This window comes from Sinorhizobium sp. FG01 (assembly GCF_002531875.1).
GTDB classification, from domain to species: Bacteria; Pseudomonadota; Alphaproteobacteria; order Rhizobiales; family Rhizobiaceae; genus Sinorhizobium; species Sinorhizobium fredii_C.
Map to the genome: position 1 here is coordinate 206,430 of NZ_NWTB01000012.1, position 26,254 is coordinate 232,683.

Annotated in this window: 23 protein-coding genes and 1 pseudogene; 11 read left to right on the plus strand and 13 right to left on the minus strand. The window is 59.3% G+C overall.

The window, feature by feature from the left end; translation table 11 throughout:
* Positions 1 to 138 precede the first annotated feature (138 nt).
* From CO656_RS21155 to CO656_RS30290, 3 genes are all read right to left on the minus strand, one after another.
* Complete coding sequence (locus tag CO656_RS21155; RefSeq protein WP_097527012.1) at positions 139 to 1,098, minus strand: ATP-binding protein; 960 nt, start codon at positions 1,096 to 1,098, stop codon at positions 139 to 141.
* A 326-nt stretch (positions 1,099 to 1,424) separates the two neighbouring features.
* Positions 1,425 to 3,713 (minus strand): hypothetical protein, encoded by a 2,289-nt coding sequence (locus CO656_RS21160; RefSeq protein WP_097527013.1) that lies wholly within the window; start codon positions 3,711 to 3,713, stop codon positions 1,425 to 1,427.
* Positions 3,662 to 3,889 (minus strand): hypothetical protein, encoded by a 228-nt coding sequence (locus tag CO656_RS30290; protein ID WP_158255691.1) that lies wholly within the window; start codon positions 3,887 to 3,889, stop codon positions 3,662 to 3,664. The genes CO656_RS21160 and CO656_RS30290 overlap by 52 nt, the downstream gene beginning before the upstream one ends.
* A gap of 89 nt (positions 3,890 to 3,978) precedes the next feature.
* On the opposite strand from CO656_RS30290, the gene CO656_RS21165 reads away from it, so the two are divergent.
* The gene (locus CO656_RS21165) at positions 3,979 to 4,488 is read left to right on the plus strand and encodes a hypothetical protein (protein WP_097527014.1); all 510 of its coding nucleotides are present in this window, start codon (positions 3,979 to 3,981) and stop codon (positions 4,486 to 4,488) included.
* A 404-nt stretch (positions 4,489 to 4,892) separates the two neighbouring features.
* The gene (locus CO656_RS21175) at positions 4,893 to 5,987 is read left to right on the plus strand and encodes a GSU2403 family nucleotidyltransferase fold protein (RefSeq protein ID WP_179864811.1); all 1,095 of its coding nucleotides are present in this window, start codon (positions 4,893 to 4,895) and stop codon (positions 5,985 to 5,987) included.
* A 227-nt stretch (positions 5,988 to 6,214) separates the two neighbouring features.
* Here CO656_RS21175 and CO656_RS30295 read toward each other — a convergent pair whose 3' ends face one another.
* Positions 6,215 to 6,376 (minus strand): hypothetical protein, encoded by a 162-nt coding sequence (locus tag CO656_RS30295; protein ID WP_158255692.1) that lies wholly within the window; start codon positions 6,374 to 6,376, stop codon positions 6,215 to 6,217.
* Positions 6,377 to 7,601: 1,225 nt separating this feature from the next.
* Here CO656_RS30295 and CO656_RS21185 point away from each other — a divergent pair.
* The 3 genes from CO656_RS21185 to CO656_RS31285 are packed head-to-tail and all read left to right on the plus strand — an operon-like array spanning position 7,602 to position 9,113.
* Positions 7,602 to 7,841 carry a hypothetical protein gene (locus CO656_RS21185; RefSeq protein ID WP_097527017.1) on the plus strand — a complete coding sequence of 80 codons (240 nt, stop codon included), beginning with the start codon at positions 7,602 to 7,604 and terminating at the stop codon, positions 7,839 to 7,841.
* The gene (locus CO656_RS31280; protein ID WP_272938873.1) at positions 7,820 to 8,815 is read left to right on the plus strand and encodes an adenylate/guanylate cyclase domain-containing protein; all 996 of its coding nucleotides are present in this window, start codon (positions 7,820 to 7,822) and stop codon (positions 8,813 to 8,815) included. Before CO656_RS21185 ends, CO656_RS31280 begins: the two co-directional genes overlap by 22 nt.
* A complete protein-coding gene (locus tag CO656_RS31285; protein WP_272938874.1) occupies positions 8,787 to 9,113 on the plus strand; it encodes an adenylate/guanylate cyclase domain-containing protein in 327 nt (108 codons plus the stop codon). Before CO656_RS31280 ends, CO656_RS31285 begins: the two co-directional genes overlap by 29 nt.
* Positions 9,114 to 9,262: 149 nt before the next feature.
* Here CO656_RS31285 and CO656_RS21195 read toward each other — a convergent pair.
* The 3 genes and pseudogenes from CO656_RS21195 to CO656_RS30905 form a co-directional block, all read right to left on the minus strand.
* A pseudogene (locus CO656_RS21195) lies at positions 9,263 to 9,746 on the minus strand (DUF4411 family protein).
* Between the two features lie 143 nt (positions 9,747 to 9,889).
* Positions 9,890 to 10,135: a hypothetical protein gene (locus tag CO656_RS30900; protein WP_234819536.1), complete on the minus strand. Its 246-nt coding sequence runs from the start codon at positions 10,133 to 10,135 to the stop codon at positions 9,890 to 9,892.
* Entirely contained in the window at positions 10,108 to 10,725 is a 618-nt protein-coding gene (locus CO656_RS30905; RefSeq protein WP_234819537.1) for an ImmA/IrrE family metallo-endopeptidase, read from the minus strand. The genes CO656_RS30900 and CO656_RS30905 overlap by 28 nt, the downstream gene beginning before the upstream one ends.
* On the opposite strand from CO656_RS30905, the gene CO656_RS21205 reads away from it, so the two are divergent.
* From CO656_RS21205 to CO656_RS21220, 4 genes are read left to right on the plus strand one after another with little or no spacing between them, the layout of a single operon-like run.
* The gene (locus CO656_RS21205; RefSeq protein ID WP_234819538.1) at positions 10,720 to 11,352 is read left to right on the plus strand and encodes an SDR family oxidoreductase; all 633 of its coding nucleotides are present in this window, start codon (positions 10,720 to 10,722) and stop codon (positions 11,350 to 11,352) included. The genes CO656_RS30905 and CO656_RS21205 overlap by 6 nt on opposite strands.
* Positions 11,353 to 11,363: 11 nt before the next feature.
* Positions 11,364 to 13,355 (plus strand): alpha-glucosidase, encoded by a 1,992-nt coding sequence (locus CO656_RS21210; RefSeq protein WP_097527018.1) that lies wholly within the window; start codon positions 11,364 to 11,366, stop codon positions 13,353 to 13,355.
* Between the two features lie 2 nt (positions 13,356 to 13,357).
* Positions 13,358 to 14,128 (plus strand): sulfite exporter TauE/SafE family protein, encoded by a 771-nt coding sequence (locus tag CO656_RS21215; RefSeq protein WP_097527019.1) that lies wholly within the window; start codon positions 13,358 to 13,360, stop codon positions 14,126 to 14,128.
* On the plus strand, positions 14,125 to 15,594 hold the full coding sequence (locus CO656_RS21220) for an NAD-dependent succinate-semialdehyde dehydrogenase (RefSeq protein ID WP_097527020.1): 1,470 nt from the start codon (positions 14,125 to 14,127) through the stop codon (positions 15,592 to 15,594). Before CO656_RS21215 ends, CO656_RS21220 begins: the two co-directional genes overlap by 4 nt.
* Before the next feature lie 145 nt (positions 15,595 to 15,739).
* Here CO656_RS21220 and CO656_RS21225 read toward each other — a convergent pair whose 3' ends face one another.
* From CO656_RS21225 to CO656_RS21250, 6 genes are all read right to left on the minus strand, one after another.
* Positions 15,740 to 16,468 carry a ribonuclease activity regulator RraA gene (locus CO656_RS21225; protein ID WP_018237610.1) on the minus strand — a complete coding sequence of 243 codons (729 nt, stop codon included), beginning with the start codon at positions 16,466 to 16,468 and terminating at the stop codon, positions 15,740 to 15,742.
* 18 nt (positions 16,469 to 16,486) lie between these two features.
* Complete coding sequence (araD, locus tag CO656_RS21230) at positions 16,487 to 18,223, minus strand: L-arabinonate dehydratase (protein ID WP_097527021.1); 1,737 nt, start codon at positions 18,221 to 18,223, stop codon at positions 16,487 to 16,489.
* A gap of 38 nt (positions 18,224 to 18,261) precedes the next feature.
* Positions 18,262 to 19,164 carry a dihydrodipicolinate synthase family protein gene (locus CO656_RS21235; RefSeq protein WP_097527022.1) on the minus strand — a complete coding sequence of 301 codons (903 nt, stop codon included), beginning with the start codon at positions 19,162 to 19,164 and terminating at the stop codon, positions 18,262 to 18,264.
* 39 nt (positions 19,165 to 19,203) lie between these two features.
* Positions 19,204 to 20,703, minus strand: a complete 1,500-nt coding sequence (locus CO656_RS21240; protein WP_097527023.1) for a tripartite tricarboxylate transporter permease — start codon at positions 20,701 to 20,703, stop codon at positions 19,204 to 19,206.
* A gap of 27 nt (positions 20,704 to 20,730) precedes the next feature.
* Positions 20,731 to 21,204, minus strand: coding sequence for a tripartite tricarboxylate transporter TctB family protein (locus CO656_RS21245; protein ID WP_097527024.1), 474 nt, complete (start codon positions 21,202 to 21,204; stop codon positions 20,731 to 20,733).
* Positions 21,205 to 21,269: 65 nt separating this feature from the next.
* Positions 21,270 to 22,250: a tripartite tricarboxylate transporter substrate binding protein gene (locus tag CO656_RS21250; RefSeq protein WP_097527039.1), complete on the minus strand. Its 981-nt coding sequence runs from the start codon at positions 22,248 to 22,250 to the stop codon at positions 21,270 to 21,272.
* A gap of 239 nt (positions 22,251 to 22,489) precedes the next feature.
* Between CO656_RS21250 and CO656_RS21255 the strand changes: the two genes are divergently transcribed.
* Both CO656_RS21255 and CO656_RS21260 read left to right on the plus strand, forming a co-directional pair.
* Positions 22,490 to 23,512 carry a LacI family DNA-binding transcriptional regulator gene (locus tag CO656_RS21255; RefSeq protein ID WP_097527025.1) on the plus strand — a complete coding sequence of 341 codons (1,023 nt, stop codon included), beginning with the start codon at positions 22,490 to 22,492 and terminating at the stop codon, positions 23,510 to 23,512.
* A 1,852-nt stretch (positions 23,513 to 25,364) separates the two neighbouring features.
* Positions 25,365 to 26,254: VCBS domain-containing protein (locus tag CO656_RS21260; protein ID WP_202862271.1), on the plus strand; the 890-nt coding region annotated here is incomplete at its 3' end.

The following is a 26,254-nucleotide window of genomic DNA, read 5'->3' on the forward strand; positions in this document are numbered from 1 at the left end:
GTGAAGATTGCGGGTTTGTGAGGACGCGAAAACGTATCTCCTAGGTGCAACAACAGCAATGCCACTTGCGCTTTGTGGCCAGCGAACTGTGTTGCCAAGGCTCGATAACTGAGCACCGATTGTGATACGCTCACCCGGTCAGTAGCATGCTGCTGCGGAGTAGATTTCGTGCAGAGTGACCTCTAGTACGGCCGCCTCGCTCCCGAAATGCTCGGCATTGCTCCGGTACGCAATCTTCAACGGCGAACGCTGATCGGGCACCCCACCAATGCTTGTCCCGGCGCTCGCACTATTGATGACATCCAGTGTCAGGCTGCAGACGTAACGAGTTTCGCCCGGGTGTATCACCAGCTCAGGGATGTGAGAGATCGTCCTCGTATCATTGTACTGATTCACCATCACGTTTTCCCCTAGGCCATGCCAACCGACGCCGTAGGGACCGACATTTGTAATCTGAAGCGATACGTGGCGGGCAGTCGCTCGGCCCAGATTAGTAAGGGCAAGCCTGAGTCTGGCTTCAAAGTGCTTCTCATGGGGTCGGCTAATGCCTTTAGTGAGCTCGTACCCCAAGGCTAAATCTGGGGCGGCAGAACTGCGGATAGCGTCCACCACCTCATAGTGCTCCATCACGAAGTTTGATGCGCCAGCGCGTTTGTAATATTTAGCGTCGGCTTGGGATCTGTGTGGCCGCTGGCTGGATGCAGGCACATCCACTACGAGATATCCGTAGCCAGGTCGCCTGCTTGAAGGAATGCCGTAGACCCGAATCCCGCTGTGGCGCGACTGCAGCAGATCTCCGACCGCTTGGGCCAGGGTAGTCTGCGCTCTTTCGAAACTTGCAACGGGCATAAGCTCCCCAGCGCAGTCGATCCCATCTTTCGTCTTCCTGGCATCAACGCCGATGACGAGAATGCCCCCGACAGCATTGGCGAATGCGGAGAGCGCGGCCCCGAGCGTCGCCCGGTTGGGGCTGTCGAGCAGGCCCTCCTTAAAAATCGATCCGCGTTTGAAATCCAGCGTCAGGGATTCCTGGGTTCGGTCGATGATCATTTGCTCCAGGAGGGCCTCGCCTCCTTCCAACATCGTCTGGACATTCATCCGTTAACTCCGTTTTCAATCTCTCACGCGAATGCGACATACTGGCAGGTTATGGGCGTAGGGGCGTCGAAGGTTGGCCGGGTCGGAGATCAGGTTGACGAGAGAATTTGCTGTTCGTGTTTGGGGCGATGTTGGCCGCCTCGTCCCTTGTTTTGGGCTGGGGCGGGAAAGGAAAGCCATACTCTGCGAACACTTAGAAAACATGCGCTTTGTTTCAGATGATTCTGATCTGTTTATTCCCGACCGCAAGACAACGGATCGGCCGTCCGATCTTCGATCGCACGCACCCGCCGAGCCATACTCGGCCCGCGGCTGCCGCCGAAGTGCTAGTTCAGCCCTCGAAGGAATGCCGGGTTGACGGAATAGGTGGCCTTGTTTCTGTCACGCCCACGCTCCGCTTCTAGCCGCCTGATGTCATACGCACGATCGTAGATAAAGACAGGTCCGGAAGCAGTCTCCACTCCTAAGAAACCGTACCATAGCAGCAGGTCGAGTGTCTCCTCGAAGCCCAGCCCCAAATAATCGCCCGAAAGGAGCGAACGGAGTTCGACCGCTGAAAGCCTGCTGCCACTACCGATGAAGTAGTAGAAGATGTCCTCGGGAGTACCGGCGACGTCGCGCAATTCGTATCCGAAGTCCGAGACTAAATAGAGAGACATTTGGCGGAGACCTTCCTCGACGTCTTCCTGTGTGACAGACGCGTGACCACGGTTTATCGCAAAGGACAGAATGCGCTCGCACAGGTCTATCAGGAACCTGGGGCGCCGCAATGAGGTCTCGATCATCCAGTCCAGAGCATTGCGCCCGTCGTCAAGAACTGGATTGAATGCATCCCAGACTGCCTCTTCCTGATCTTTCTCCACGCTACTCACGACTCTCTGCTTAAGTAGATGGCGGAGCTGTGCTGGATCCGACCAGTCGACCTTTATTGGGTTATATTTGCCGCGATCCGAAGTCTGCTGCACCAGTCGCTCGTAGACGTCGCTGCGGAGAAATACCAGATGCTTGAATTCGAGCTTGCGCTTAGTCAGATCACGCTGGATGCGTCCCAGCGCCTCGATAAGATGCTTCACTATAAGAACGTCATGCTGTTCGACCTGCCTTGGCGGCCAGCCCTTATCGAGATCGTCGATGAGGACGTGCACCGTCGAGAAGAAGTCGGTGAAAGAAAGGACAGCCTCGCGGAGCTTCGGTATAATGTTTTCGTACATCGCGTTCGTGAGCTGGCTTCGAAGATCAGCTTCCGTGTGTACGCTTTGCGTTGCGCGAATAACCTCCCTCACAGCCGTCTCCAACCTCGACGTGAAGTCGCCCGAAACAACCCCCTCGTCGAAACGGAAATCATCCTCAATCCTGCGAATCCGCTCCTGAAGCGAGAAGTCGTTGCGCGCCCTGGGTAGGACGATCTCCCTCATCTTCAGCAGTATCTCCGCATAGAGGGTGTACTGCCAGAAGGCAGCGATGGTGTGATCGTATACACCCGCGTTTACCACCGTCAGGAGCTTTTCGCGCATTTCACTGAGATTATGGGTTGCGGGCCGTAGATCGACGACGCAGGATTCACGGTCCTGCTGCGCAGCAGCTGCTATCTGAAGATAGACCGCAGTCTTCCCGGAACCCTTGCGCCCCGTGACCACTCCACCCTCGGCACGCAGCGCTCTGGCGTATTCCGCAGTCCTGATGAAATAGTAGTTTAACTGCTGGGTCTCGTTCTCGGCTGCAGACGATCCGAGATCGATCTTGCCCAGTAGTCCGGGACCGCCCTGGGCGTCTCGCGCTGTCGCTTTCTGATTCCAGACTAGAGTGTTCTCACAGTACCTCGAAATGTGATCCTCAGTCTCCCTTCGAAAAGTCGAATTCGTGATGAAGTCGCGGTAGTCGACAGGCGCCGGGCCGTTCTCATATTGAATCGCCATCGCCTCGATTCCATAGCCGTGACTAAGACCGAGCATAAAGGCGGCGCGGAGATTATGCCGTTCGGAGTCGACGATCTCCTTGCCTATGATGGGCAATATTACCCCTGCCGAGGCCGAAATGTCAGAGATGGCGCGGGCCGCAGTCAGACGGGGTATTTCCTGCGGATCGAATGTGCGCGCATTGACGCCGGAATTGTCGACCGCGTGGAAGATGTGGTTCCTGAAGTCCGTCTTTGCCAGCATGTCCAAGACGAACAGCGGCTGCGAGTGATCACGCTTGCGGACGTAGCGATTTACCCAGCCCACTTCTTGCCACGACTTCAGATATCCGTGCAGTTCGTCCGCGTTGTGGTAAGTGGCCCATCCCAATGTGTCGAAAAGGCCGATCGTCCGAATCCTGTCTGCTGCTTTCTCTATGGCCAGATTCAGCGTGGGGATCACGGGCTTCTCGAGCGCTATAGCGTAGCCAATCTCGTAGAGGACGTTGTGGTTCGGATAGGTTATGTCTGCGAGTAGGACATCTGCATCCTTGATCTGGTCCCGAACAAGATCATCAAGCTTGAAGCCTGCGATGCTCATGTTCTCCCATGGTTTGATCGAGAGGTTGCCTCGCGAACTCCTCTCCACGGCTCCGTGGATCGCATCCGTTACTGTTGCAGAGCCTGCGGGGTAGGCGTAGAAAGCGGAATAGCGCGGCATATTTGTTTTCCATCAGACCATGCTTGCAGAATTACTACATCTAGGCGGCGCTGACACAGGTATAAGTTGTTTTCCCCAATTTCATCGCATTCGTTTTGATCAATTCCTCGCCGAAATGCGGCCTTGGTGATATTGGCCTTGCCTTCGAGTCCTTGAGCGGCCTCGGTATCGACCACGGAAACGTTCCTGGAACTCCACATGTGGGGAAGGCAAAAAGCGTCGGTCTGGCCGATCTTACAAGCAGCCGAGAAGAGGGGGCAATAGAGTGTTTTTTGCGAATGCTACGCGGGGTCTGGCTCTTGCGGGCACAGATTTTGTGTACCTTGATGAAGGAGCCTATGGCGTTATTTTCGTGAACCGGGACGCTGGCCGCATCAGGAAAGTTTATCGTCGCCAGCAAGACGAAGCCCATGTGCGCGCGGTTTTCGATGCCGAAGCAGACGCCTACATAAGAGCGGCATCGTCGCCCGCTCTGCTTTGCCTCATACCCGCACATTTTCAGGTTTGTACGCTTCAGCAGGTGATCGATCGGGACGGCAACGATGTTTCCGCGGAGTTTTTTCCGAACCTAGCTTTTGAGACGGAGTTTGTGAACGCGACCTTCCATAAAATCGGTAATATTGGCGGCGATGAAATACGGTGCATCCGCAGGCTCTTTCGTGCCGCCGGCATTAATCACACCACGGATATGTCAGTCTCCCTTACTGCGGACGGCCGCATTTCCAAGGTAATCGACTTCGCTGTCGAAGAGCATGAAATCTGGCATCAGGACTGAGACGTCGAGTTTTCGCACAAGCTGTCGAACTTGCAGATGAATGCCTCCTTTTTCGTCGCAGAGGAGGCCTTTTCACACCAAGCCACGAACTGGCTCGCGATGTCCCCTTGTGGGAGACCCTCAACGCAACATAGACAACCGACTTGTGGCGCAATGCTGCCTTTCACCGACTTAAGCGTGGACGTCGCCTTACAGTCGGACGGAATCGTACTCCCACGAGCCCTGCACGGCTTGTTGCTGTGATGTTCACTTTTTGGCCTAAAAAGATCGCATAATGTATCGTCGGGAACCGATTGCAATGAAGTTATAAGATTTTCACGATCGTCTTATAGTTGGCGCCTCTTGCCGGCGAGCCGTGGTGTAAGTTATAAGAAAATTGCGTAAATCTTATAGCGAGCTTGCTGATGAAGACGGTCGATCTGGTGTACCGAACAATGTTCGCGGAGCTCGTTCAGCGTAGCCTTGATGCGTCGTTTGAGACAGATTTCTCCACGTCGGGCAATTTCGTCCGGGTTCCTGTGAAGGGAAGATATTACTGGTATTTCGAGCAGACCCAGCCAAACAAAACACGCAAATATGTCGGTCCGGCAGATGATCCGGAGATTGCAAGACGTGTGGAGAGTTTCCAAAGCATCAAGGATGATCTGCGCGGTCGTCGAAAACTGGTGTCGACTCTCACCCGGGAGGCAGGGCTGGCGGGTCCCGACAGGTTCACGGGAGACGTGGTCGCAGCCATGGGAGCAGCCGGCATCTTCCGGCTACGCGGTGTTCTCGTCGGCACGGTCGCATTCCAGACCTATGCCGGACACCTGGGTGTCCGACTGCCCGGAGCCTCGTTGCAGACCGGAGACGCCGATTTCGCTCAGCACTATTCGGTGTCCTCGACTGTCGAGGACAGCCTGCCGCCCGTCATCGGCATTCTGAAGAGCGTCGACGCTACTTTCAGGGCGATTCCACATCGGTCAGACCCGCACAGGATCACGCAGTTTGAGAATGCCGCCCGATATCGGGTGGAATTCCTCACACCCAATCGGGGTTCCGATGAGTATGCCGATCATGCCAGCCCGATGCCCGCTCTTGGCGGGGCGTCGGCACAGCCATTGCGTTTTCTCGATTTTCTGATCCATGAGCCCGTCCGGACTGTCATGCTGCATCGCTCGGGAGTTCCCGTGATCGTGCCATCGCCGGAGCGCTATGCAGTGCACAAACTGATCGTCGCCTCCCGCAGGCAGTCGGATGTAAACGGTATCGCGAAACGGGAGAAGGACGTTTATCAGGCCAGCCTCCTGATCGAGGCGCTGCAAACCACACGCCGACAAGAGGAACTCGCGGAGGTCTTTGCCGAAGCTTGGGGCAGAGGTCAGAGTTGGCGCGCCGCGATCCAGAAGGGCCTTAGCCTGCTTCCGGAAAAACGAAAGGCAGCGGCCGAGCTAAGTCTTGGAGACGCTCTATCATCAATCGGATTGAAACTCGAAGGCTTCACCGACGCCGTTAAATAGCAAACAAGCTCGTTGACGGGTTTTCGGCTCGTTTCCCACTTGGATGATGGCATTGCTGCGATTGTGGAGTCCAGGGTCCTGCAGTTCGAATCCTTTCAAGGCGAGGATCCAAAGCCGGACCCCGAAAGGCGCTGGTCACCGCCCGGGCTTCGCACGGTTAGGATCGCCGATTTCACCGCCGGCGCCGGAACGACGACTCTGGCATCAATGTCGTCACGCTTCAGCCCTTAAGCAACGAGAACGTTGGCATGCAGGTTCGTCAAGACGACGTTCTTCAGCGTGACCGTGTTGACCGCGTCGAAAGTGATCGCCATATTCGATTCCACCTGCGATGCCGCGGCGAGCACGGCTCCGAAGTCGGCGAAGAGCGTATCGTCGAACTCGAGCACAGTGGCGGCGATCGCTGGTCGTCGACGCGTTTCGCAAGACCCGCAAGGCATTCCTAGGAGTGGCGGCGCTCAGCGCCGTCATCAAACTTTTGATGCTGTCAGCCCGCTGTTCATGATACAGGTCTATGATCGGGTGCTCGCCAACCGCAGCGTGCCGACGCTGGTGGCGCTTTCAGCGACCCTGTATCGTCCGTGATTGCAGCGTCGTGAACCCAAGCGAACACCTTTTCGGCACTGGCGATTTTTCACGTTGCTGAGCGAACTCCGAGACGTCGGGAGAGGCCCCATGAAGGGTCAGCCGACGGATCTTGACAGAGGTTGTCCACGATCATCGGTTGCGCGACGGTGAGACGCACAATGTTTCATCTCGGGGCCATGATAGCTACCATCGATTTAGCGTTTTGAATTCGGTCGATCATTCGGCTGGGGGTATGTTGTGCGCAGAAGAAGGACTTGTTCATAAGCTGCGTCGTTATTCGGGAGCACTAATGTTTCAGGGCATTAACCGCCTGTTCGCGGCTGCTTTCGTGAGACGCAGAAAATGGACCAGTGGGGTGGCTGTTGTGTGCTCCCGGGTGAGATTTCGCGGGCTGTCCGCCATCGTAGCGGGCTTGATGCTCGTTGGCTGCGGGCCGCAAAGTTCTGAGCAGCCTATAACTGTCAAATCCCCCGTCAGCAATCTCGCCCTCGTCATACCAAGGGGTTATTTCTTGGTGCCTCCGCCCAAGGATGGACTTCTTTCGAAAGCGACCGCCCACGCGTTTATTACTGACTACCCTAACTTCAACTATAAGTCGCCGGCCAACCTTCAAGCTTTCCGCGAGATCGGGTCATTAAACGTCGTCCAATTTGTCGTGCGCTTTGGTCCCAGCATGTCGATAGACGCTCTGTTTCGACACAAGCTAAACTGGTACGGCAAGGAAAGGGATCGTCTCAAAGACCCAACGACCGGGCTGTCGACCTTCCGAACTAGACGTGATGCGACGAGCCCTTTCAAGAACAATTCAGTTTTCTACTCGGAGACGCCGGACAAAGTATTTATCGAGTGCGGTCCCGTTCGGCCGAACCAACATGCTCGATGCGAGATGTCTTTTTCCTGGGAGGGCCTCGTAGTAACGGCTGACTTCAACAGAAATAAATTGGGAGAATGGAGAACAATAAAGGATAAGATAAATAGCAAACTTAATTGTTGGCATCAACGCGCGATCAAATTTAGGGAAACAACATGCTGACTGAGGAAGGTTTTGCTGTCCTGAGTTCAGCCGTGATTGCGACCACGATCATCGCGAGCGCGAACCTGGCGGCTAGTCCGGCTGAGATGTTGAACGATGCAGTCGAAGACTTTTCGGGCAGCAGCTTCGGCGCTCGCCTGAAGCAGATACCTACGGTGCTGTACACAGGAGCAAGCATCATCCTCGTGCTTGCAATGGGGGTGACGCAGCTGTGGGCGATCATTTCGGCATGACGCGGGCTGATCTCGAACTGCGTGGACCGCGGCGTAGCGGCGCGCGCTTGCTTGACGTTCTTGGCTACGGGACCGGACGCTATCCGAGAAAAATTGCCAGACGACTTCGCGTCCTCAATATCACGTGTTGGGGCACGGCCCTCGTTTGGTTGGGTTTCGCGGCTTACTATCTGACGGACTTCAAGCTCCGCACGGTCGTCCTCATTGATGCGGGCATTGCAGTTCTTCTGTTCGGCGTTCCACTTCTCCATCGCGTTGGACCGAACGCCGCTGCTGTCGCCTTTCTCTTCGTGAGTTACCCGGGAATTTTCATCGTTTGCCTCTTGGTCGGTACCGATAGCGGCATGCAAATGGAGTATTTGGCGTTTGCTTCGGGCGCGGTGCTGGTTCTCGGTGTGGAACCCCTCGCACCTCCACTCATCGTCGGCATTTTTTCCTTGGTATTCATCCTGGCTCTGGAAATCGCTGCTCCCCACAATAGCGGACTGCTATCCGGGACAGAAATGCTAGGCGTCTTCATCGCGGTTGTGACCGCCACCACGACAATCATGTTCGCCGTCGTGTTCTATGCGGTTCGGGAAGCCGCGCGATCCGAGGCAATGGCAGAATTTGAGTATGCGCGATCCGAGTCATTGCTGACGAACGTCCTGCCTGCGGCGATTGCCGATCGGCTGAGGTCCGGTGCCACACAGGTGATTGCCGACAAGCACGAGGACGCTTCGATACTTTTCGCCGACATGGCAGGGTTCACCGCCGAGGCCAGCCAAACTTCGCCCGTCCAACTTGTCGAATTTCTCAACGAGGTTTTCACGGCCTTTGATCAGCTGGTTGAGCGCCATGGCCTGGAGAAGATCAAAACCACAGGCGACAACTACATGGTTGTCAGCGGCGTGCCCGTGGCGCGGCCGGATAACGCCGCTGCCCTGGTTCGGCCTTGGACTCGAAATGCTCGATGCTGCCGACCGATTGCATGATCCGCATGGGCGCGCCGTGTCGATTCGCATCGGCATAGCCAGCGGCCCGGTTGTCGCAGGCGTCGTAGGAGTGGAGAAGTTCTTTTATGATGTCTGGGGCGATGCAGTGAATGTGGCATCGCGGATGGAGACCACAGGCGTGCCCGGCCGCATTCAAGTTTCTCCTGAGACTTACACGCAGTTGAGCGATCAATTCGAGTTCGAATGTCGGGGACCTGTCGATGTGAAGGGCAAGGGCAAGATTACGACATGGCTCCTGGTCGGCCCAAAGGCCGAGAATGTTCGAACGGTTAGCTGATTTGCTATAGTGGGTCACCTTCTTTCGACGCGCCACTTATCGTGAGCAACCACTGGGCGCAAAGAAGAGGTTTTTAAAATCGCATAATGTATCGAACGGAACGCGGATTTCCGTATGCTTCGGTCATCGCTGCTGCCGGACTTCGATTGTTAAGCCGACCAAACAAACTTTGCGGAGAACTGGCGGAGCGCTTCGTATGTGTTCATGAAGGGAACGCCGAAGACCAGGCAGACATCCGGGATCAGGACTCGTTTCTTCGATCCCGGGTTCGGCAGTTCATGTGTGACGACGATGGCGCCGATCAATCGGGCCTTGGCGATCAGTAGTGAATCGGCGCTGTCGAGGAATTTTGCAACTGCTGGCTCACTATAGTGGGCCGTTGCCACGTGCTGGACGATCTCGGCGAAATTGGCTTGCGTGTCGACGTCATCGACGGCCAGGAACTTTCCGGTCCTTGGCCCAGTCCGCGAGTTCGTCATTACCGCCGGTCATCTCGTCGCGGACACTGACGATTGACGCGACGTCGCCGTCGCAAACCGCATCCATCCAGTCCCAGAAGCCTGGACAGATGTCGAAGGCATAATATCGGTTCTTCGCCTCGATGAAGACGTTCGTGTCGAGCAGAAACTTCATTGCGTCAGGCGACCGCTCTTATGATAGCTGAGGCCGTCGGCTGAGCGTTCAACAAGGATGCAGCGTGGCGCAGAAGCAACCCGCCGCCGACCGCCTGGTTGACGACCGCGCGCGTAAAGCGCAGCCCGTTGCGCAAGGGCAGGTTATTGTGGAAGCTCCCGCCCTCCTGTTGGCGTATCGCTCCACCGCGCGACCTCGGTTGCGTAAAAGCGCGAATAGCTCGGCTGCTCTATCAAGCCGAGATCGAGCGCCCGCCGCACGATGACGATGCGGCTGACTTTGTAGATGCGAGACAGCCGGTCGGCATTGTCCGACAGGCTATCCGCTGCGCGCCATTGCGCCGGGAAACCGGCCGTCGGGATCAGGAACTCCGCGGCGATACGTTGCACTTGCGTTCGACCTTCTGGTGGACGCCATAGTTCACATCGCCCAGGTGGACGTTGGAAACGCCGCTTTCGCCGAGCCAAATATGCGCGAGCTCGTGCGCAAAGGTGAAGATCTGCGCCTTCTTGGCATCCTTTCCGTTGATGAAGATCAGTGGAACGACTTTGTCGCTGATGGCAAAGCCACGGAACTGGCTGATGGAAAGCGGGCGGTGGGTGTTGCTGCCTACGATCCCGTTGCGCATGACCCAGATGCCGGCCGCCTCGGCTTTGTCGATGAGCATGCGTAGCTGCTCTTCCCAACTACCGGTCTGCGGCGGCCCTTCCTCACCGTAGAGCGACTTTCGCATGTCGGCGGCGACGGTCTCGGCGCTATCGCTGAAGGTATATTTTCCGACGAATTCCAGTTCGCGGCCGGCATGATCCTGGATGAAGTCACGGAACCAGTCGCGTTTGAAGAGAATGTCATTCAGGAGGTCGCGGAAGTTCAGATCGAGCTTACGGGCTGGGTCGCCGCCAACGGTTCGAAGATCAGGAATCGCGAGCTTTTCCTCCGGAGGTTCCTTCAGGAATAGGTGTCCGAACGGAATATGCAACGCGCTAGACAGGCTTTGTGCCTAGCGGAAGGTCGGGCGCTCTTCGCCCTCGATCCAGGTCGCAATACGCTCCGGCTTCACGTTGATCTTTTTCGCGACGATATCGAGCGGGATCTCGGCGCGGTCAACCGCCCAAGCCATAATGCCGGCAAGGACGACCGTCATGCGCTGGCGGACGTAGAGCCGGACTATTGGCGGCGTGCGCTGGCGCTCAACCTCGATCATCAGTTCTTTGCGACCCAGGCGGCAAGCCGGCTGATGGCGGCAAAGGGCGCAGGTTCGGTCATCATGCTCGGCTCGATCTCCTGGATGCGTGGGCGGCCCGGCATGGTCGGCTACACGACGGCGAAGGCGGCAATCAACGGTTTGACGCGGACGCTCGCCCGCGAACTCGGGCCTTCCGGCATTCGCGTCAATTGCATCGTACCCGGCGCGATCGTCACCGAACGACAGCTGAAACTTTGGACCACACCGGAGCAGAACCAGCAGTTCCTTGATCTCCAGGCGCTGAAATTCCGCCTCGACGCGAGCCATGTTGCCCGCCTCGCGCTTTTCCTCGGCTCGGACGAAAGCAGTGGCTGTACCGGCGCAAACTTCATCGTCGACGCCGGATTGATGCAGAATTGAGTGTGACACCTATGAAATTTGAGACGACCCCAACCGGCTTCACGCTTTCTCTCGACGGCCGGGCCATCCTCCGCCATAGCGCGTCTTCCCCCTGCATCTACGCTGGTCACGGCGAAGAGCGCATGGACATGTATCGCGGCAACTTCGAGATCGAGGACTACGTCATCGAGCGCAGGCCGCTAGCGCATGCCGAAATCGACGGACGACGCATCGTACTCTCAGAAGGGGAAGGACAAAGACCGCGCTTGGCCCTGACGATTGGTGAGGGCGCAATCGAGTTCACCGCGCTTGATCTGGCCGTCAATCGGGTCTGGATCCGCGTCGTCGCCGATCCTGACGAACATGTCTGGGGCGGCGGCGAGCAGATGTCCTATTTCGATATGCGCGGTCGTCGCTTTCCGCTCTGGACGTCGGAACCAGGTGTTGGCCGCGACAAGACCAGCGAGATCACCTTCAGATCGAACGTCAAGGACCGCGCGGGAGGCGATTACTTCAACACCAACTATCCGCAGCCGACCTTCGTTTCCTCGGCCCGCTACGCGCTGCATGTGGAAACGTCCGCCTATTCGGTCTTCGATTTCCGCCGCAAGACTTTTCACGAGATCGAGATCTGGTCGGTTCCGGAGCGGATCGAGCTCTTCGCGGCTAGCACATTTGTTGACCTTGTCGAGAAGCTTTCTTCCCGGTTCGGACGCCAATCGATGCTTCCCGACTGGGTCTACAGTGGCGCGATTGTCGGCCTGAAGGATGGCGTCAATTCCTTCGCGCGACTTCAGAAGATGAAGGATGCCGGCGTGCGCGTATCCGGCCTTTGGTGCGAGGACTGGGTGGGTTTGAGGCAGACGTCCTTTGGGGCCAGGCTGTTTTGGGATTGGCAGGCAAACGAGGAACGGTATCCGGGGCTCAGGCAGCGTATTGCTCAGTTGAACGACGAAGGCGTCCGGTTCCTGGGTTATGTGAACCCTTACCTCTGCGCGGATGGGCCGCTGTTTGCGGAAGCGGAGGCGGCGGGCTATTTCGCAAAGGATGCGTCCGGCCGCACGGCCCTGGTCGATTTCGGCGAGTTCGACTGCGGCATCGTCGACTTCACCAATCCCGAAGCGGCGGATTGGTTTGCCGACGAGATCATCGGCAGCAGGATGCTCGACTATGGCCTATCCGGCTGGATGGCCGACTTTGGGGAGTATCTGCCGATCGATGTCGAACTCGCCAATGGCGTCGACGCCAAGCTGATGCACAACCAGTGGCCGACGCTTTGGGCTGAAGTCAACGCCAAGGCACTCACCAGCCGCGGCAAGACCGGCGAGGCCCTGTTCTTCATGCGCGCGGGATTCACCGGCGTCCAGAAGCATTGCCCGCTGCTATGGGGCGGCGACCAGTCGGTCGATTTCTCCCGTCATGACGGGCTCGTGACCGTCATTTGCGCCGCGCTCTCGTCGGGGCTCCTGGGCAATGCCTATCACCACTCCGATATCGGCGGATACACGAGCCTCTTCGGGAACGTGCGCACGCCGGAATTGCTGATGCGCTGGGCGGAAATGGCGGCGTTCACTCCCGTGATGCGCAGCCACGAAGGCAACCGCCCGCGCGAGAATGTCCAGATCGACCAGGATCCCGAGGTGCTCGCCCATTTTGCACGGATGACGGGCATCTACGTCCATCTCGCCCCCTATCTGAAGACACTCTCGCGGGAAGCGTCGGTGCGGGGTCTTCCTGTTCAACGGCCCCTCTTCCTGCATTACGAGGACGATCGCAACACTTACGGGATACAGGACAGTTATCTCTACGGATCGGAAATGCTCGTAGCGCCCGTTTGGCAGGCGGCACAGTCCGAACGGACTCTTTACCTGCCGGCGGGTGACGACTGGATCCATGTCTGGAGCGGCCGTGAATATGCCGGCGGGGAGGAGATCATGGTGCCCGCGCCAATCGGGCAACCGCCTGTCTTCTACCGATCGGACGCCTCGTATGCCGCGACGTTCGCCGAACTTCGGAACCTGTGAGCATGGATCCGGCGGGCCTCGCAGGACTGTTGACGCTCGCGGCGGTGGCGGCCTACGTGCAGACCCTGACCGGCTTCGCCTTCGGTCTCATCATGATGGGCGGCGTCGGATTGACCGGGATGCTCGGCTTGCCGGACGCGGCGGTCCTCGTCAGTTGCCTGACGTTCATCAATGCGGCCCAGGTTCTCCTCAAAGGGTGGCGCGATATCGCTGTGCGTGAGTTCGTGCCGGTGCTTATCTCGAGCATGATCGCTCTTTTTGCCGGTTACTGGCTCTTGGGCGTGCTGGCCGTGGCATCGATCAACTGGTTGAAGCTGGTGCTGGGTGTCGTCATCATTGCCTCCAGCATTCAGCTGGCCCTGAAGCCGGCGCCGCTTGCTAAACCGTCATCGACGCCGTCCTTCATCTTCTTCGGCGCAATCGCCGGGTTGATGGGCGGGCTCTTCTCCACGGGCGGCCCACCGCTCGTCTATCATCTCTACCGGCAACCACTGCCGCCGGTGGCCATTCGAGAGACGCTTGTCGCTGTCTTCGCCGTCAACGCGGTGATCCGCCTCGGCGTCGTCGCGTCGGCCGGGCACATGCCGGCTGCAGGTTTCTGGTGGGGCCTCCTGGCCATCCCTGTCGTGATGGCGTTGACTTTGGCAGCCAAACGCTGGCCGCCACCGATCTCGAATCTCGCCATGCGCCGTGTGGCCTTCGTTCTTTTGCTCCTCTCCGGCCTCTCTTTGGCCGTTCCCGCCCTTCTCAAAATCATTGGAGAGATTTCATGACCGAGCCCCGCAAGATCGCGCTCCAGGACCCCTTGCTTTTGACCAACAAGGCCTTTGTCGCCGGTGAGTGGATCTCGGCCCCGGACGGCAAGACGTTCGCCGTGAGCGATCCTTTCGATGGCGCCGTCATCGCCGATGTTCCCAGTCTCGGACGCGAGATCGTCGCCGCGGCGATCGACGCGGCTGCCGAGGCGCAACAGCTCTGGGCCAAACGCACCGCCAAGGACCGCGCTCAGGTACTGAAGCGCTGGTTCGAGCTGATCGTCGCGAACGCCGATGACCTGGCGCTGATCCTGACGACGGAACAGGGAAAACCACTCGCCGAAGCCAAGGGCGAGGTCATCTCCAACGCGGCCTATCTCGAATGGTTCGCCGAGGAAGCAAAGCGCATCGACGGCGACATCATTCCGGGAGCCAGTGCCGGCCAGCGGATCATGGTCTTGAAGCAGCCGGTCGGTGTCTGCGCGGCTATCACGCCCTGGAATTTCCCGAACGGCATGATCACGCGCAAGGCCGGTCCGGCGCTTGCCGCCGGCTGCAGCATGATCCTGAAGCCCGCCTCCCAGACGCCGCTTTCGGCGTTGGCGCTTGCCGTCCTTGCCGAGCGTGCCGGTGTGCCGAAAGGCGTCTTTTCCGTGGTGACCGGCGAAGCGAAGCCGATCGGCCTTGAATTTTGCCATAATCCGAAAGTGGCGAAGATCACTTTCACGGGCTCCACCGGCGTCGGCCGCTGGCTGATGAAGGAGGCGGCCGACGGTATCAAGCGCCTGTCGTTCGAACTCGGCGGCAATGCCCCCTTCATCGTCTTCGACGACGCCGACCTCGACGCCGCCGTCAACGGCGCGATGGTCTCAAAATTCCGCAATGCCGGCCAGACCTGCGTTTGCGCCAACCGGATCTATGTGCAGGAAAGCGTGGTCGAAGCATTCACCGAAAAGCTGCTCGCCAAGGTTTCGTCGCTCAGGCTTGGCCGCGGCACGGAGGCGGGTGTCAGCCAGGGGCCGCTGATCGACTTCCGTGCCGTAGAGAAGATGGAGGAGCATGTCGCGGATGCTCTCGAAAAGGGCGGCCGGCTGCTTGCCGGCGGCAAGCGCAGCGTGCTTGGCGGCAACTTTTATGAGCCGACCGTCGTCAGCGGAATCACCCAGGCGATGAAGGTGGCGAAAGAGGAGACTTTTGCACCGTTGGCTCCAATCATCACGTTCAAGAACGAGGAGGAGGTGATCGCCATGGCCAATGACAGCGAGTTCGGCCTTGCCTCCTATTTCTATGCCAGGGACCTCGCGCGTGTGTGGCGCGTCGCCGAAGCGCTCGAAGCCGGCATGGTTGGCGTCAACACCGGCATGATCGCCAACGAGATGGCGCCTTTCGGCGGCATCAAGCAATCCGGCATGGGGAGGGAGGGCTCCAAATACGGCATCGAAGGCTTCCTCGAGCTCAAATATGTCTGCGTCGCGGGGATGTGACGCCGATTTGGTCGGCTATTCTCGTCTCATGGCGGCGGATATGGCTATGGCGACATCCAGGCCGAAAAGGCGTTGCGAGGGCCGACGGCGAGATGAAGGCGCTGCGGGTCAGCCATCAGATCGCCTCCCAGAGAGTTTTTTTAGCTTAGCCACGTCCCATCTTCTTTCGCCATTCTGAGTAGTCCGCCTGCGCCTTGTCCGATGTCGGCGGGTAGAGGCCGATGACACCAGCGCCGTTGGTAACCTGTTCGAGCACAAAGTCTTCAAAACTTTCCATGCCGATGCATTCCTCGACGATCTCGTCGGCGAGATGCGCCGGTATCACCATCACGCCGTCGCTGTCCCCGAGAATCACATCGCCGGGAAACACAGGGGCGTCCCCGCAGGAAATCGGCACATTGATATCGAGCGCCTCGTGCAGCGTGAGGTTGGTTGGCGCCGACGGCCGCTGGTGATAGGCCGGCATGTCGAGACGGCCTATGCCGTCCGCATCGCGAAAACCGCCGTCGGAGACGACCCCTGCGCAGCCGCGCACGGCGAGCCGGGTGACGAGGATCGAACCGGCCGAGGCCGCGCGCGCATCCTTGCGGCTGTCCATGACGAGCACATGTCCGGCCGGGCAGGTCTCCACCGCCACCCGCTGCGGATGGTCGGCATTACGAAACACTGTGATGGGGTTGCGGTCTTCTCGCGCCGGAATGTAGCGCAAAGTGAAGGCCTGCCCCACCATGTTGACCCCTTTCCAGGAGATGGGATGGACATTCTGGATGAACTGGTTGCGCAACCCTCTTTTGTAGAGAGCTGTTGCTACGGACGCGGTCGAGACCTTCATGAGCTTGGCGCGTGTGGCATCGGTCAATACATAGTCGGACATGCTCGTCTCCAAATCTAATCAGTTGATCGCGGGCTCATCGACCCGGGGGCCGAAATCCGTCTTGAGAAAATCGAAGTCGCAGCCCTTGTCAGCCTGCTCGATGTGTTTCGAGAACATCAGGCCGTAGCCACGGCCGTAGCGCGGGGGCGGCGGCGTCCAGGCGGCGCGTCGTGCCGCCAGCTCATCGTCCGACACAAGCATATTGAGACTGCGTGCGGGAATATCCATCTGGACCATGTCGCCGGTCCGGAGCAGCGCAAGTGGTCCACCGACATAGGCCTCGGGAGCCGCATGCAACACACATGCCCCGAAGGATGTGCCGGACATGCGGGCATCGGAGATGCGCATCATATCGCGCAACCCAAGCTTCAAAAGCGCCTTCGGCATGGGGATCATGCCCCATTCCGGCATGCCCGGCCCGCCTTGGGGGCCGGCATTTCTCAGTACCAGCACCGTGTCCGGCGTCAGCGGATAGTCGGGATCGTCGATAATCTTCTTGAGCTCGGCATAGCTGTCGGCCACCAGCGCTGGCCCCTTGTGCCGGTGGAACTTCGGATCGCAAGCGGCTGGCTTGATCACGGCGCCGTCGGGGCAGAGATTGCCCTTCAGCACGGCGAGGGATCCCTCGTGATAGACGGGGTTGGTGAGAGGCCGGATCACATCCTCGTTCCAGATTTTCACCGCTTCCAGCCCATCGGTCAGCGGCTTGCCGGTAACGGTAATCGCCGAACTGTCGAGCTTGTCGCCAAGCTGCTTCATCAGCGCGCGCAGGCCGCCGGCATAGTAGAAATCCTCCATCAGGTAATTGCTGCCTGAAGGCCTGATATTGGCGATCACCGGTGTGGTGCGGCCGATCCGGTCGAGGTCGTCGAGCTCCAGCGGAATGCCGGCGCGGCGCGCCATGGCGATTACATGTATGATCGCATTGGTGGAGCAGCCCGTTGCCATGGCCACCGTCACGGCATTCTCGACCGCCGCAGGGGTAACGATCCGGTCCGGCGTCAAGTCGTCCCAGATCATCTCGACGACGCGGCGGCCGCATTGTGTCGACATGCGTTGGTGGCCGGCGTCAGCCGCAGGGATTGAAGAGGCACCGGGCAGGGAGAGGCCCATGGCCTCGGCGATCGCCGTCATTGTCGAGGCGGTCCCCATGGTCATGCAATGGCCGTAGGAGCGAGCTATCCCGCCCTCGATGCCCTGCCATTCCTCTTTTGAGATCGTGCCGGCGCGGCGCTCGTCCCAGTATTTGAACCCGTCGGTGCCCGAGCCCAGATACTTGCCGGCATAATTACCGCGCAGCATCGGTCCGGCCGGCAGGAAGATGAAGGGCAGGCCCATGCTGAGAGCGCCCATGATAAGGGCAGGCGTAGTTTTGTCGCAGCCGCCCATCAAAACGGCGCCGTCAACAGGATGCGAGCGCAGCAACTCCTCGGTTTCCATCGCCAGCAGGTTACGGTAAAGCATGGTCGTCGGCTTGACGAAGTTTTCCGATAGCGACAGCGCCGGCAGCTCCATGGGAAAACCACCGGCCTGCAGGATGCCGCGTTTGACCCATTCCACGCGGTCCTTGAAATGCATGTGGCAGGGCTGGGCATCCGACCAGGTGTTGAGGATCGCGACGATAGGCCGGCCCTCCCAGTCCACCGGATCGTATCCCATCTGCATGGTCCTCGAACGGTGGCCAAAGGAACGCTGATCGTCCGGCACCATCCAGCGGGCGGATCGCAGTTGCTCGTAGGTCTTTTTCGGTGTCATGGACTTCTCCGGCCGGTCTTCGGCCGCATTGGCTTCAATCAGAAGCGGATTTCGTTTGATGTGATGAATGCCTGTAGCGCCGCATGCTGGGATGAAGTGAGCGGCCAAGCTGATGGTGGCCGGGTGGCGCCGCAGTCATGGCCGATCGCTGCCAGTGCCGCCTTGACACCTGTGACATTGGTTCCATTCAGTTCCTCGGCGCGGATATCCTCGAATGCCCTCATGCCCGCAATCAGGCGGTTGGCCTCGTGGTAGTCCCCCGCTTCCAGTGCCGAATGGATGGCGACCGATCGCTCAGGCCAGACATTGATGAGGCCAGACGTGAAGCCGCGCGCGCCGACCGCATAGAAGGCGGGCGCCCAGACTTCGGCCAGCCCCCCGACCCATACGATGTCGGGATCGGCGGCGGCGATCGCTTCGGCAAGCTTCAGCGGATTGGGCGTCGCCCACTTGACCCCGATGACCGAGGCGAGCGCGCAAAGATCGCGGATCGTCTTGATGCCGATGGCATCGTTGCGCAGGTAGAGCACGACGGGCAAGCCCTCCGCGGCGTCGGCTACCGCCTTCACATAGTCGACCAGGCCACGAGGGGACGAGAACGGATCCGGCGGCTGGTGGACCATCAGGGCCGCGGCCCCTGCTGCCCTCGATGTTCGCGCCAACTGGCAGGCATCCCGTACGCCTCGGCCGACGCCCGCCAGAAGAGGGACGCGTCCGCCGATATGCTCGGCCGAAGCGCGTACCATGGCCTCGGCCTCCTCGACAGTCAGGGCATAGAATTCGCCCGTATTGCCGTTGGCGACAAGAATGTGCACGCCCGCTGCTATCGCCTTGTCGACGATCGGCTTCTGTCGCCGGGGCTCGATCTCACCGGCGTTGTCATAGGGGGTGACGAGGATGCCGGAGATGCCCGTGAGGGCATTGCTTAGTTCTTCAGTCATCGGCTAGTTCTTTCTTGTGTCAGTGAGGTTCGCATCGGCTCACTCGGTGAAGGCTTCGTCACGCTTGCGGTTGATCGAAGGTGCAAGTACGAGGCCCAGCACGAGCACGGCGACCGCCAGCAGCGACAGGCTGAGCGGGCTGCGCACGAAGATGGTCGGATCGCCCTGGCTGATCAGCATGGCGCGCCGCAGGTTTTCCTCCAGCATTGGCCCTAGGATGAAGCCCAGGAGCAAAGGCGCCGGCTCGAAGCGAAGCTTGAAAAGTGCAAAGCCTACAACGCTGAAGCCCGCCATGATGAAGACGTCGAAAACGCTGTTGTTGATGCTGTAGGCGCCGATGCAGCAGAAACCGATGATCGCCGGAAACAGAAGGTGGTAGGGAATGGTCAGCATGCGCAACCACAACCCGATCAGCGGCAGGTTGAGGATGACGAGCATCAGGTTCCCCGACCACATAGAGACGATCATGCCCCAGAACAGCGCGGGCTCCTCGGAAATGACGTTGGGGCCGGGCGTGATGCCCTGGATGATCATCGCGCCGACCATCAGCGCCATGACCGGATTGCCGGGGATTCCGAGTGTCAGCATTGGAATGAAGGAGGTCTGCGCGCCGGCATTGTTGGCCGCTTCCGGGGCGGCCACCCCTTCGATCGCGCCCTTGCCGAACTCGGCGCGGTTTGGCGAGACGCGCTTTTCCAGCGCATAGGCCGCAAAGGAGGACAGCATGGCGCCACCGCCCGGCAGCACGCCGAGCAACGAGCCAAGTGCGGTGCCGCGCAGAACGGGACCGCGGATGCGCCTGAAATCGTCGCGCGTCAGCATTAGACCCGTGACCTTCCTGACGCCGACGGAGCGCTCGTGCTCGTTTTCGAGATTGCGCAGGATCTCGCAGAGGCCAAATATGCCCATGCTGACCGCCACGAAATTGAGGCCGTCATAAAGCTGGGGGATGTCGAAGACATAGCGCGGTGTGCCGCTTTCCACATCGGTGCCGATCGCTCCCAGCAGCAGACCGAACACGATCATCGCGAAGGCCTTCAGCAGCGAGCCGCTGGCCAGCGCCACCGAGGCCACCAGACCCAGCACCATCAACGAGAAGTACTCGGCAGGTCCGAACTTCAGCGCGACAGCGGCGAGGGGCGGTGCGGCAACGGCAAGCAGGACGGTTGCGACGGTGCCGGCGAAGAAGGACCCGAGCGCCGCCGTTGCCAGCGCCGCGCCCGCGCGCCCGCGGCGTGCCATCTGGTAGCCGTCGATCGCAGTGACAACAGACGAGCTTTCGCCGGGCAGGTTGATGAGGACCGCCGTGGTCGAGCCACCATACTGGGCGCCATAGAAGATACCTGCCAGCATGATCAGCGCCGACTCCGGCTGCAGGCCGAAGGTGATCGGCAAGAGCATGGCGATTGTCGCGGTCGGTCCGAGCCCCGGCAGAACTCCGATGGCGGTTCCCAGAAGACAGCCGATGAAGCCATAGGCCAGGTTCACAGGTTGAAAGGCGGTGGTGGCGCCCAGCCAAAGGTCGGAAAAGATATCCATCACGAAACTCCTCGCAGACGGCGTCGGTCAGTTGCCGAGGAACGGAATCCATGGCCCGAAGGCGCTGACGGGAAGCGACAGAAGCCGGGTGAAGAGCACGACCGAACAGATCGCCATGAACAGGGCGAGCGCGACCGAATGGCGCCAGCCCGCATATTTGCTGGCGAAGCTGACGGCGACGATCATCAGGAACATCGTTGGGGCGAGCCCCAGGCGAGAGAGCGCGAGCCCAAAGACAATCGGGGCCAGGATGACCAGTGCGTAAGCCTTCCAGTTGGCTGTTTCATCCGGCTCGGCTTCGGAGGCAACGACCAATGACTGAAGGATAATCAGCACTCCGATGCTGATCAGGAGCAGGCTCAGCATCCTGGGAAAATAGCCGGGTCCCATTTGGAACGAGTTTCCGACGTCGAGTTCCCGGCCGAACCAGATGAAAAGGAGGCTGACGACGATCACCGCTACGCCGCCGACGAAGTCGCGGCCGTTTCTAATCTTTAACATGGCTTCAAGATCCACGATTCAGGATGCACCGGCCGGCGTGATACGCCGGCCAGTGGACGAAAAGGTCACTGCAGCGGAACGTCGGCCGCCTTGATGACTTCGGCCCATTTCTCGGTTTCGCCCTTGATGAACGTGGCGAATTCCTCCGACGTATTGCCGACCGGCGTCGCGCCCATGCTTTCTATCTTTTCCTTCATTGCAGGCTCATGAAGAATGGCCTGAACTTCCTTGCTCAGCTTTTCGACGATTTCTGGCGGGGTACCCGCCGGTGCAAAAATGCCGTGCCAGGATGTCGCCTCGAAGCCGGGAATGACGCTATCCATCGTTGGCACGTCGGGCAGCAGCGATGCCTTGTCGAGGCTGGTGACCGCCAGCGCGCGTAGTTTGCCGGCCTTTACCTGCTGGGCAGCCGTCGGAATGTTGTCGAACATGAAATCGACATGACCGGCTACCACGTCCATGATCGCCTGGCTGCTGCCCTTATAGGGCACGTGGGTGATCTTGACGCCGGTCTTGGTTGCGAGCAGTTCGCCGGCGAGGTGGATCGAGGTGCCGACGCCCGAGGAAGCATAGGTGTGCTTGCCCGGCTCCTTCTTCAGCAGTTCGATTAGTTCCTGCACGGAGTTGACCGGCAGCTTTTCCGGATTGACGACGAGCACGTTCGGCATTCGGGCGATCAGCGACAGCGGCGCAAAACCCTTTGCCTTGTCATAGGGCAGCGCCTTGAAGAGGGTCTGATTAATCGCGTTGGAACTGACCGTTCCCATGCCAATTGTATAGCCATCGGGCTCGGCGCGGGCGAGCTCGCCAAGACCGACATTGCCGCCGGCGCCGGGCTTGTTCTCCACGATGAAGCGCTGACCCAGCCGCTTGTCTAGTTGCTCGGCAACGAGGCGGCCAAATGCGTCGGTATTGCCGCCAGCGGCAAAGGGAACGATGACCGTCACCGTCTTCGAGGGATAGTCCTGGCCGCGACCCGCAGTCGCAGTCACCGCACAGATCGATGCGGCCATCGCCGCCAATGTGATGAAACGCTTCAAATGCATGAATTCCTCCTCCCGTTTGGACGCCGGTGCGCCCTTCTGAAAATCAATCATCCGGCTCCTCAACCGGAAAATGAAAGCGCTTCCATTTTATCAGCAAATTCGCGCTCTGCAAGACCTGGCTACAAGCCACTGAACCAAGTGATTTCAACCAATTAGAGCGACCTACAGAATTTTGTTTGGGGAAAGACTTGCCAAATCACAAAATGAAAGCGTAAATCATTTTTGAGATGGAGACAGTCATGGCGAGACAGGAAAGAGGCGGACAGCCAGAGCAATCCAGCCCGGTTACGCTGGCGGACATCGCCAAGCTCGCCGGCGTCTCTCCGGTGACCGTGTCGCGCGCTATCAATACGCCGAGCCTCGTGAAGCCGAATACGCTTGAGGCCATCCAGCGCATCATCGCCCGCACCGGTTATGTGCCGAACCTGCTAGCCGGCGGGCTCGCGTCGCGCCGCACTCGGCTGGTGGCGGCCATTGTTCCATCGGTATCGAGTACCATCTTTGCCGAGGCGATCGAAGGCCTCAATGCCGAGCTTGTAGCAGAAGGCTACCAGCTGCTGCTGGGCCTGTCGGGCTATGACCATCAGCGGGAGCTGGAACTGACCCGTGCCATTCTCGCGCGGCGACCAGACGGCATAATTCTGACCGGCATCACGCACTTGAAAGAAACGCGGTCGATGCTGACCGGGGCCGGACTGCCGATCGTGGAGATATGGGATTCCACGCCGTCGCCGCTCGATACGGCGGTCGGGTTCTCGCATTATGACGTCGGCGTGCTGGTCGCGGAATACCTGATGGCTAAGGGGTATGACCGTTACGCTCAGATCGGCGCAAACGACCCGCGCGCGCTCCAGCGCCGCGACGGCTTCATCAACCGACTGGCGAGCGTCGCCCCGGTCGAACTGCCCGATATCGAGATGAACTCTCCCTCGACCTTCAGCGACGGACGGCAGGCCTTGGCACAACTGCTCGACCGTGGCGGCGGCTCGCTCGCCATCTTCGGCAGTTCAGACGTCGTTGCCCATGGAGCCCTGACTGAGGCGATCGCCAGGGGTCGCCGGATGCCGGAGGATGTCGCGATCATCGGTTTCGGCGATTTCGACTTCGCACCCCATACCTATCCGTCCCTGACGACGGTACGCATCGACCGCCGCATGATCGGCACGCAGGCAGCGCGATCAATTCTTCGAAAGCTGTCCGGCGAGGAGGTCGAGCCGATGATCAAGATCGGCTTTGAAATTGTCGTGAGACATTCGGCATGAATTGAATCGAAACTGAAAAGGTCGGTCTCCTCATTGAGAGTATGTAGGAGACGCCGGGATTGCGGCTCGCCCGAGTTCAAGAGCTTATGCTTAGTGGCCCATAGTCGAGCATGCGTCCAGAGCTGAAGAGGCGGCACGCGCCTAGCGCCAACGACAACACAGGGTCGACCTTGGCCTTCAGCCGGCCAGAGAGCAGCGCGAAGCCGCCATCCGGCATCTGCGCATTCGACTTCGCTCCCGTCGAATGAGGCGTTCAGCGCCTTTAAGATTCGCTATCACGCGGTGACCGCTCGGTTGCGGGCAATAATTTCTTCGTAGGTCAGCTTGCCCCCGGCTGCCAAGAATTCCCGATCAGGGCGTCGCGATAGCCGGGCGCGCGCGCGAACGATCGGCCGACCGCAGCGCCGTTTCAGCTCGTCTGTCGTCAGTTCCGTGCAATAGGCGGGGGGCGCGTGCCGGTGGTTGGATTGGCTGAGATGAGGGCGCAAACCTGCCGTTCACGCGCAACGAATTGACAGTCCGCTTTGGGTCGAGAGTTCACCTTCACCAGCGTCGTGCGTGGTTGGCAAGCAGTCGTTCGCAGCTATCAGTACGAAGGGACACGAGGCGGGACAAAGCCGCCGTTCAGCGATTTGGTTCATTGGTTCTACGAGAGCCCTTGGGACGACGGCAAAGATCAGAGATCCCGCCTGTCAGCGCCCCCAACGGTGGAATTTCCGACGCTAGGATTGGACCTGGCGAGTCGGTTTTCTTATGGGTTCGGGCGACATTGGTGCCTCTGGTGGTGCCGAGGCACCAGCCCTGGGCCGGCGCGTTATTGCGAGCTAAACCGGATCATAGCAGGAAGGCTGCAGGTCCGCTTCGGCCGATCGCGAGCTGATCTTCCCTGTGTTCGGTGCCACCGCATTCGCGCAGGCTGATCTCCGAACGAACGAATGCATCGCCGCCGCAAGAGAACAAGGTAAGAGGCTTGGTAGTCAGCACTCGAGATGAAAAGTCCCGGCCGCATGAAACTCGTCAATGCCGGATGACTACCAACTGAAGCTGCAAGCAACTCTGGCCTCGACCACCGTCTATCGCGGAATGCGCCGCCTTGGGTCAGCCGAGACGCTGCCTGACGCCCTTCGACCGAATGAGACTTTCGTTCCACCGCACCTCGACGCCGCAAGCCGCGACTGATGCAGTCATTGTCGGGCAATTGGGAACCGACAGTTACGGGGAGAGACTCGCCCTAACAGCCGCGCCGGGGGAGTGCGCTTGCGGTCGGCGAAATGGACATGGCGACAATTTTCCGGACGCAGTGCTAACGACAAGCGAAAGCTCTCCAGTATAGCTTGAACCTCTAAACAGTTGAGAAATGCGAAACGCCCAAGGTTTAATCCGTCTGCATTAAAGTAGTACACCGAAAGATTAGTTTTTTAATTGATCAAACATGTTAAGAACTTAGCAGGGATAGGGATCTGCTCGAGCCGTTGCTGCGTTAGCGTGGAAGCGGCTAGGGGAACCAATCAAATTTTCCAGCATAAGCCAGTCCGGCCATTTGAATGCGCTGGCCGGAAAGGAGCAGACGTGTGCAGAGTAGTTTCGCCTGATGAGGGCGCGCCAGCTTTGATTGCGGGGGGACCGGCTGAGCTCGGCCGGTTTCCCACCCTCTTCCTGAATGCGATCTCGCGAATTTACCAGATCTCCGACGGAACAGGCGATGTGGACGCCTTTGTTCCGAGCTCTCTGGATGTGACCTGGGCCGCTCCAGATAAACATGCACGAGCGGCATCCCGGAAAGGCTGCCGCAATCTATCAAACTCGAAATCACATGACCCGAGCAGGGCACCCAAAGTAATGGAGAGGGTTTATGGCGACGCAGACCACAGGTGGTGGGAGCACTACATCCTTCAACAACACTCCGCAGGCGCAGGGCGACACTTATGGATGGACTGAAGAGCAACTGCTGGCGTCTGGAATCTACGATGCGGCTACCTGCACCATCGCGCTGAACGTGATGTCCAACGATCTCGGCGGCAAGGCGAAGACACTCTGGTCCATCGACGACGGCGGCTCGAATTTTATGAGTGAGTTGTTGCAGAGCAATATTACAACAGGCTGGGAGAAGACCGCCGAAGGAAACTGGATCCGAATCTACAATGGAAAGATCGAATTCAGAATCGATAGCGGTTCCAATTCGCCTGAGAATGCCCGGAGCGTCGATTCGCTGTCTGGGGGTGAGTCTATCCAGGACTCGTTCTATTATTCCATCCGGCTATCCAATGGCACCCTCAGCTACGCGAAAGTGACGCTGGACATCGTCGGCCAGAACGACGCGGCAGCGATCAGCGGCACGTCCACAGGGTCCGTAATCGAAGCAGGAGGCACGAGCAATGGCGACCCTGGTTCGGCAACTGCCGCCGGCACACTGAACGTCTACGATGTCGATACCGGCCAGAAACATTTCCAGACGCCTCAAAAGAATGCGCTTGATGGCACCTACGGCCGCTTCAGCTTCGACGCGACGACCGGGGCGTGGACGTACGTGCTCGACAACGCGTGCGCCGCGACGCAGGCGCTCACCGCCGGGCAGATGGTGACAGAGACGCTGACGGTGTGGTCGGCCGATGGTACGGCCAGTCGAGAAGTCGTGGTGACTATCCACGGCACCAACGACGCCCCAGCGGTGTCGGCGGCGGTCAGCGGCAGTGCCAGCGAGGACGAGGCCGGCTTCAGCGTCGATCTGCTGGCCGGGGCGAG

Excerpts from the sequence above, each read along its gene's own strand:
- CO656_RS21155 (WP_097527012.1), bottom strand. The coding sequence starts at position 1,098 with ATGAATGTCCAGACGATGTTGGAAGGAGGCGAGGCCCTCCTGGAGCAA.
- CO656_RS21160 (WP_097527013.1), bottom strand. The coding sequence starts at position 3,713 with ATGCCGCGCTATTCCGCTTTCTACGCCTACCCCGCAGGCTCTGCAACA.
- CO656_RS21175 (WP_179864811.1), top strand. The coding sequence starts at position 4,893 with ATGAAGACGGTCGATCTGGTGTACCGAACAATGTTCGCGGAGCTCGTT.
- CO656_RS21185 (WP_097527017.1), top strand. The coding sequence starts at position 7,602 with ATGCTGACTGAGGAAGGTTTTGCTGTCCTGAGTTCAGCCGTGATTGCG.
- CO656_RS31285 (WP_272938874.1), top strand. The coding sequence starts at position 8,787 with ATGCTCGATGCTGCCGACCGATTGCATGATCCGCATGGGCGCGCCGTG.
- CO656_RS21205 (WP_234819538.1), top strand. The coding sequence starts at position 10,720 with ATGCAACGCGCTAGACAGGCTTTGTGCCTAGCGGAAGGTCGGGCGCTC.
- CO656_RS21210 (WP_097527018.1), top strand. The coding sequence starts at position 11,364 with ATGAAATTTGAGACGACCCCAACCGGCTTCACGCTTTCTCTCGACGGC.
- CO656_RS21215 (WP_097527019.1), top strand. The coding sequence starts at position 13,358 with ATGGATCCGGCGGGCCTCGCAGGACTGTTGACGCTCGCGGCGGTGGCG.
- CO656_RS21220 (WP_097527020.1), top strand. The coding sequence starts at position 14,125 with ATGACCGAGCCCCGCAAGATCGCGCTCCAGGACCCCTTGCTTTTGACC.
- CO656_RS21225 (WP_018237610.1), bottom strand. The coding sequence starts at position 16,468 with ATGTCCGACTATGTATTGACCGATGCCACACGCGCCAAGCTCATGAAG.
- araD (WP_097527021.1), bottom strand. The coding sequence starts at position 18,223 with ATGACACCGAAAAAGACCTACGAGCAACTGCGATCCGCCCGCTGGATG.
- CO656_RS21235 (WP_097527022.1), bottom strand. The coding sequence starts at position 19,164 with ATGACTGAAGAACTAAGCAATGCCCTCACGGGCATCTCCGGCATCCTC.
- CO656_RS21240 (WP_097527023.1), bottom strand. The coding sequence starts at position 20,703 with ATGGATATCTTTTCCGACCTTTGGCTGGGCGCCACCACCGCCTTTCAA.
- CO656_RS21245 (WP_097527024.1), bottom strand. The coding sequence starts at position 21,204 with ATGTTAAAGATTAGAAACGGCCGCGACTTCGTCGGCGGCGTAGCGGTG.
- CO656_RS21250 (WP_097527039.1), bottom strand. The coding sequence starts at position 22,250 with ATGCATTTGAAGCGTTTCATCACATTGGCGGCGATGGCCGCATCGATC.
- CO656_RS21255 (WP_097527025.1), top strand. The coding sequence starts at position 22,490 with ATGGCGAGACAGGAAAGAGGCGGACAGCCAGAGCAATCCAGCCCGGTT.